This window comes from Micromonospora sp. NPDC005305 (assembly GCF_040607315.1).
In the GTDB taxonomy this organism is placed as follows: Bacteria; Actinomycetota; Actinomycetes; order Mycobacteriales; family Micromonosporaceae; genus Micromonospora.
The window spans coordinates 44663-51073 of record NZ_JBEXGL010000034.1 but is presented as its reverse complement, the minus strand read 5'-3'; the positions used below and the strand labels follow the sequence as shown (position 1 = coordinate 51073).

Genomic DNA, 6411 nt, shown 5'->3' with positions numbered 1-6411 from the left:
CGGCGGGGGGGGGCGGGGGGGCCGCGCGCGCGGACGCCCCCCGCCGGCGCGCGGCCCCCGCACCGCACCGCGCACACCCAAAAGCGCAACGCCAACACAAACCCCCCGCCCCCCCCCCGCCCCGGCCGGGGGCCCCCGCCGCCGGTCCCCCCGCCCCCGCGGTTCTCGCGGGGCCGGCTCGACGCGTCTTGGCCGCCCGGGGCTCACTCCGCGCCGAGGGCCGCCACCACCGGACGGGACAGCGCCCGCCGGGCCGGCAGGATCGAGGCGGCCAGCGCGGCGACCACCGCCACCGCGACGATGAGGCCGAGCCGTCCCCAGGGCAGCACCAGGGTGAAGTCCCCGCCGATGCGGGCCAGCACGGCCATCCCGCCGGCGGCCACCCCGGTGCCCAGGGCGACGCCGAGCAGCGTGCCGACCAGCGCGGTGAGCACCGCCTCGACGGCGAGCACGGCCCGCATCCCGCCGCGGGTCAGGCCCACGGCGCGCAGCACCGCGTTCTCCCGGGTCCGCTCCACCACCGAGAGGGTGAGCGTGTTGGCCACGCCGACCAGCGCGATCACCACGGCCAGGCCGAGCAGCGCGGTGACGAAGCCGAGCACCAGGTCCACCGTGCCGGTGAGCATCTTCTTGTAGGCCGCCTGGTCGAGCAGGTTGACCGTCGGATAGCGGGTGAGCACCGACTCGACGGCGGCCCGGGCGGCGTCGGTGGAAACCCCGTCGGCGGGGTCAACCTCGGCGAGGTAGCCACGCTCGGCCGGGAAGAGGCGGGCGAAGTCGGCGTCGGCGAGGTCCACCACGTGCCCGGCGGGCACCGCGCTGCCGGCGAGGGCCGGGGTGTCGTCGGCCACCACGGCGGCCACCCGGAACGAGCGGCCGGCGAGCGGGACGGTGCTGCCGACCGACCAGCCGCGCGCCGCGGCCAGCTCACGGTGCACCAGCACCGCGCCCGGACCGAGGGCGGCCGGGTCCCCGGCGTCCACGGCGGACAGCGTCCGGCGGACCAGCGCCGGATGGGCGGCCCGCACCTCGATCCCGTCGACCACCCGGCTGCGCTGCTCGTGCACCACGCCCAGCTCCGGCCGGGCGGCCAACTCACCGGCCAGCGGCGCCGGCAGGTCCCCGCCGATCCCGGTGACCACGAAGTCCACCCCGATCTGCGCGTCCACGGCACGCTCGATGCCCGCCTTCGCGCTGCCCGCGCCGACCACGAACGCGGAGACCAGGCCGATGCCGATGACCATGGCGGTGGCGGTGGCCGCCACCCGGCGCGGGTTGCGCACGGCGTTCGCCACGGCCAGCGCGGCCGGGACGCCGAGGAGCCGGCGGGCCGGCAGGCCCAGCACCCGGACCAGGGCCGGCACCAGCACCGGGCCGAACAGCACGATGCCCAGGAAGGCCAGCACCCCACCGGCGGCGACCAGCGGCACCTGGCCGAGGGCCCCGGCGCCGACCAGGGCGGCCACCCCGGCGGCGAGGACCAGCGCTCCGGCCGCGAGCCGGACCCGGCCGGCCCGCCCGGCGGGCTGCACGGCGGCGTCGGTCAGCGCGGCCACCGGCGCGACCCGGGTGCCCTGCCAGGCCGGCACGGCGGCGGCCACCACGGTCAGCAGCGTCCCGAGGCCGAGGGAGAGCAGCACCGTCCGGGCGGTGACGGTGACCGCGCCGGCGACCGGTGCGTCGAGGGTGGACAGCAGCACGCCGAGGCCCGCGGCCAGGCCCACCCCGGCCAGCACCCCGGCGGCCGAGGCGAGCAGCCCGGTGAGCGCCGCCTCGCCGAGGGCCGCCCGGTAGACCTGCCCCCGGCTGGCGCCGACGAGCCGCAGCAGCGCGGTCCGCCGCGACCGCTGGGCGAGCACGATGGCGAAGGTGTTGGCGATCACGAAGCCGGCCACCACCACCGCCACCGCGGCGAAGGTGCCCAGGAACAGCTCGAACTGCCGCCGGTCGCGGACCGCGTCCGCGACGGCCTCGTCGAGGATCTCCGCGCGGTCCCGGACCGCGACTGCCGGCCCGACCGCCGCGCGGACCCGGTCGGCGAGCACCGCGCGGTCCACGCCGGGCCGCGCGGCCACCATGATCCGGCCGTAGCCGCGCTCCCCACCCACCGCGAGGGCGTCCGGGCCGGCCAGGCCGATGAAGGGGCCGCCCACGTCGCGCGAGCTGCCGGCCACGTCGACGGTGCCGACCAGGGTGTACGGGCGGGCCGGCCCGCCGTTCCCGCCGACCCGCACCGGGCTGCCGAGGGCGAAGTGCTGGTCGGCGACGGTCTCCTCGTCGAGCACCAGCTCGCCGGCCCGCTGCGGCAGCCGCCCGGCGACGACGTCGTACGACTGGAGGGCCGGGTCGGTGGGGATCGCGGCGAGCACGGCGTAGCCGAGCACCGGCCGCCCGTCGGCGCCCACCACACCGGCGGTGCCGGTCAATTCCCCCTCGGCGGCGGCCACCCCGTCGACCGCGCGCACCCGGTCGACCAGGGACGGGGGCAGCGGGGCCTTGCCGGCGTACGCGGCCAGGTCGGTGTGCCGGTCGAAGGCGCCGGCCCGCTCGTACGCCCCGGCGCGCATGCCGTCGGTGAGCATCAGGGTGCCGGCCACGAAGGCGACGCCCAGGACGATCGCCAGCGAGGAGAGCAGCAGGCGCAGCCCGTCGGCGCGGATCTGGCGCAGGGTGAGGCGCAGCATGCCGGTCACCGCCCCACCGGCGTCGCGCCGGCCTCGAGCCGGGTGAGCGCGTCGAGGACCTGGCCGGCGGTCGGGGCGTGCAGTTCGTCGACCAGCCGGCCGTCGGCGAGGAAGATCACCCGGTCGGCGTGGGCGGCGGCCTTCGGGTCGTGGGTCACCATGACCACGGTCTGGCCGAGGGTGTCCACCGCCTCGCGGAGCAGCCGCAGGACCTCCGCGCCGGAACGCGAGTCCAGGTTGCCGGTGGGTTCGTCCGCGAAGATCACCCAGGGTCGGGTGACCAGGGCCCGGGCCACGGCGACCCGCTGCTGCTGGCCGCCGGAGAGCTCGGCGGGCCGGTGCCGGAGACGGTCGGCGAGGCCCACCGCGGTCACCACCTGGCGGAGCCACTCCGGGTCGGGCCGCCGGCCGGCGATGGCCAGCGGCAGCACGATGTTCTCCTCGGCGGTGAGGGTGGGCAGCAGGTTGAACTTCTGGAAGACGAAGCCGATCCGGTCCCGGCGCAGCCGGGTCAACCGGCGGTCGTCCAGTCGGGCGAGGTCGGCGTCGCCGATGCGCACGCTGCCGGCGGACGGCCGGTCCAGGCCGGCGAGGCAGTGCAGCAGGGTGGACTTGCCGGAGCCGGACGGTCCCATGACGGCGGTGAACCGGGCGGCGGCCAGGTCGAGGTCGACGCCGTCGAGGGCGACGACCCGGGACAGCCCGGTGCCGTACTCCTTGCGCAGCTCACGGGCGGTGACGGCGACGCCGGTGGTGGTGGTTGCGGACAACGTGGTGCTCCTGTCGGGCCGGGTCCTGAAGACCCTTCCGACGCTATGCGCGGCACCCTGCCGTTGATCTCCACCTGCGCGCTCGACCTCGGTACGCCGGTGGTCGTCCCCGACCGGGCGGACCCGTACGACCCAGGTCGTACGCGGGGTCAGCCGCCCGGGGTGACCAGCCCGCTCTCGTACGCCAGCACCACGGCCTGGACCCGGTCGCGGATCTGGAGCTTCGCCAGGATCCGGCCGACGTGGGTCTTCACGGTCGCCTCGGCCACGTGCACCCGCGCGGCGATCTCGGCGTTGGAGAGCCCCTGCGCGACGAGCAGCAGCACCTCCCGCTCCCGCTCGGTGAGCTGGGCCAGCCGCGGATCCTCGGTGGGCGCCGGCCCGAGCTGCCCGGCGAACCGGTCGAGCAGCCGCCGGGTGATCGACGGGGCCACCACCGAGTCGCCCTCGGCGACCACCCGGATGGCAGCGAGCAGATCCTCCGGCGGCACGTTCTTGAGCAGGAAACCGCTGGCCCCGGCGCGCAGCGCGGCGAACGCGTCGGCCTCGGTGTCGAAGGTGGTGAGCACCAGCACCCGGGGGCGGCGCTCGGCCGGCCGGGCGCAGATCCGCTTCGTCGCCTCCACGCCGTCCATGGTCGGCATCCGCAGGTCCATCACCACCACGTCGGCCTCGACCCGGTCCAGCACCCGCAGCGCGTCCGCGCCGTCGATGGCCTCGCCGACCACCGCCAGGTCGGGCTGGGAGTCGAGCACCATCCGAAAGCCCGCGCGCACCAGCGCCTGGTCGTCGACGATCACCACCCGGACGGTCATGCCGCCGCCTTCCCTTCCTCGGTGCCCGACGCCGACGGTAGCGGTAGCCGCGCCTCGACCCGCCAGCCCCCACCCAGCGTGGGGCCGGCGGCGAGGCTGCCGTCGTACACCCCGACCCGCTCGCGCATGCCGACCAGGCCGTGCCCGCCGGACGGCGCCGGGCGCACCACCGGACGGCCGCGGCCGTCGTCGACCGCCCGGACCACGACGGCGTCCGCGGACCAGTCGAGGCGCAGCTCGACCGCCGCGCCCACGCCGGCGTGCTTGAGCGCGTTGGTGAGGCTCTCCTGCACCACCCGGTAGACGGTCAGCTCCAGGCCGGGCGGCAGGGCGACCGGCGTGCCGGTGGCGGTGTCGGTGATCCGCAGGCCGGCGGCGCGGAAGCGGTCCAGCAGGTCGGGCAGCTCGACGAGGGCCGGCCGCCGGTGCGCCGGCTCCGCGTCGAGAGCGGCGTCGGGGGCGGCCGCCGGATCCGGGCGGCTCGGTTCCCGGAGTACGCCCACGAGGCGCCGCATCTCCTCCAGCGCCTGCCGGCCGGTGTCCGCCACCACCTTCGCCGCCTCCCGCGCCGTTTCGGGGTCGCGGTCGATGGTGAACCGCACCCCATCGGCCTGCACGATCATCACGGCCATGCTGTGCGCGACGACGTCGTGCAGCTCGCGGGCGATCCGGGTGCGCTCCTCGGCGACCGCCGCCCGCGCCTCGGCCTCCCGCTCGCGTTCCAGCGTGGTGGCCCGCTCCTCCAGGCTCACCACGTAGAGCCGGCGGGTCCGCACGTTCAGCCCGACGAGCCACACCGCGCCGGTGACCAGGCCGTAGTAGAGCGCGCCGGCCCACCAGGGCGCCGCCCCGGGCATCTGGGCGGCGGCGAGCAGCACGCCGATCGCGGCGACGATCCCGGCCAGGACGCCGTCGCGCAGCCGGTCGGCGTACTTGACCACGCTGTAGAGGGCGATGAGCACGCCGATGTCGTAGGCCAGCGGGCCCCAACCGACGACCACCTGGAGCAGCGCGAGCACGGCCACCCCGGCCGCCACCGCCGACGGGTGGGTCCGCCGGAACAGCAGGACCAGCGCCATCAGCAGGCCGACGGCGGTTTCCGCGACGCCGCCGTTCTCGGCGAAGATCCCCAGGACGGCGAAGAGGGCCACCAGCCCGGAGACGGCGACGTCGAACGCGACGCTGCGCAGCGGGCGGCCGAAGACGATGCGCTCCACGGTCACCCAGGGTACGGGCTGCTCGACCGGTCGATCCTCACCCGGTCACGAGGGCCGTCGCGGTGCGCGAGCCGCTGGGCCGACCGCCGTCGACTGCGGCGACACCATGCTCAGCGAGGAGGACCGCCAGTTCGCGCCTACCCGGATCTGGCGCGACGCCCGACTGCCCGAAGGCTCAGGGGGCGATCAGCTCGCGGAGGCGGGTGATCTCGGCGGACTGCTCGACGGCGACGGCGTTGGCGAACTCCTGGAGGGTCTGGTCCGCGCCGACCTTGAGCAGGTCGGTGGACATGACGACCGCGCCCTCGTGGTGCGCGGTCATCATCCGCACGAAGAGGCGGTCGAACTCCGCGCCCCGGGCGGCGGCGAGCTGCCGGATGGCCACGGCGGACTGCATCCCGCGCATCGTGGCGTGGTCGTGACCGGGGACCTCGGCGGGCAGCCCGCGGGTCCCGAGCCAGCCGCGCAGCACCCCGATCTCGGGCCCCTGGGCGGCCCGGATGCGGTCGGCGACGGCGCGTACCCGGGGGTCGGCGGCCCGGTCGGGGGCGAGGGCCGCCATCTCCAGCGCCTGCTGGTGGTGCGGGATCATCATCCGGACGTACCAGACGTCGAGGCCGTTGTAGCGGGGCGGTGCGGCGTCGCGGACCTCCTGGGCGGCGCGGGTGGCCGCCGACTCCCCCGGCCGGCCGGGCACGACGACGGGCGGCGCGTCGACCGGTGGCGCGGCAGTGGTGGTGGCGGACGGAGCGGCCGTGGGGCGGTCGTCCCCCGGCCACGCCAGCGCCACGCCGGCCACGACCAGGAGCACCGCCAGCGCTGTGACGGCGAGCCAGACACGTCCCTGCCGGCCGGTCATACGACACTCCCTCCGGTCGAGGTGAGAGCGATCCTATCCATAGACAATCCTGCCTGAATGTGACCG

General features: G+C 76.7%; 5 protein-coding genes. All 5 read right to left on the bottom strand.

The window, feature by feature from the left end:
* Positions 1–203: 203 nt before the first annotated feature.
* The gene (locus tag ABZS80_RS31540) at positions 204–2684 is read right to left on the bottom strand and encodes an FtsX-like permease family protein (protein ID WP_355061616.1); all 2481 of its coding nucleotides are present in this window, start codon (positions 2682–2684) and stop codon (positions 204–206) included.
* A 5-nt stretch (positions 2685–2689) separates the two neighbouring features.
* Positions 2690–3454: an ABC transporter ATP-binding protein gene (locus ABZS80_RS31535; protein WP_355061614.1), complete on the bottom strand. Its 765-nt coding sequence runs from the start codon at positions 3452–3454 to the stop codon at positions 2690–2692.
* 149 nt (positions 3455–3603) lie between these two features.
* Positions 3604–4269: a response regulator transcription factor gene (locus tag ABZS80_RS31530; protein WP_355061612.1), complete on the bottom strand. Its 666-nt coding sequence runs from the start codon at positions 4267–4269 to the stop codon at positions 3604–3606.
* Positions 4266–5492 carry a histidine kinase gene (locus tag ABZS80_RS31525; protein ID WP_355061610.1) on the bottom strand — a complete coding sequence of 409 codons (1227 nt, stop codon included), beginning with the start codon at positions 5490–5492 and terminating at the stop codon, positions 4266–4268. Before ABZS80_RS31525 ends, ABZS80_RS31530 begins: the two co-directional genes overlap by 4 nt.
* A 169-nt stretch (positions 5493–5661) precedes the next feature.
* Positions 5662–6345 carry a DUF305 domain-containing protein gene (locus ABZS80_RS31520; protein ID WP_355061608.1) on the bottom strand — a complete coding sequence of 228 codons (684 nt, stop codon included), beginning with the start codon at positions 6343–6345 and terminating at the stop codon, positions 5662–5664.
* Positions 6346–6411 lie beyond the last annotated feature (66 nt).

What these genes read in the sequence shown, in the direction of transcription:
- ABZS80_RS31540 (WP_355061616.1), bottom strand. Translation starts at nt 2,684, where the DNA reads ATGCTGCGCCTCACCCTGCGCCAGATCCGCGCCGACGGGCTGCGCCTG.
- ABZS80_RS31530 (WP_355061612.1), bottom strand. Translation starts at nt 4,269, where the DNA reads ATGACCGTCCGGGTGGTGATCGTCGACGACCAGGCGCTGGTGCGCGCG.
- ABZS80_RS31520 (WP_355061608.1), bottom strand. Translation starts at nt 6,345, where the DNA reads ATGACCGGCCGGCAGGGACGTGTCTGGCTCGCCGTCACAGCGCTGGCG.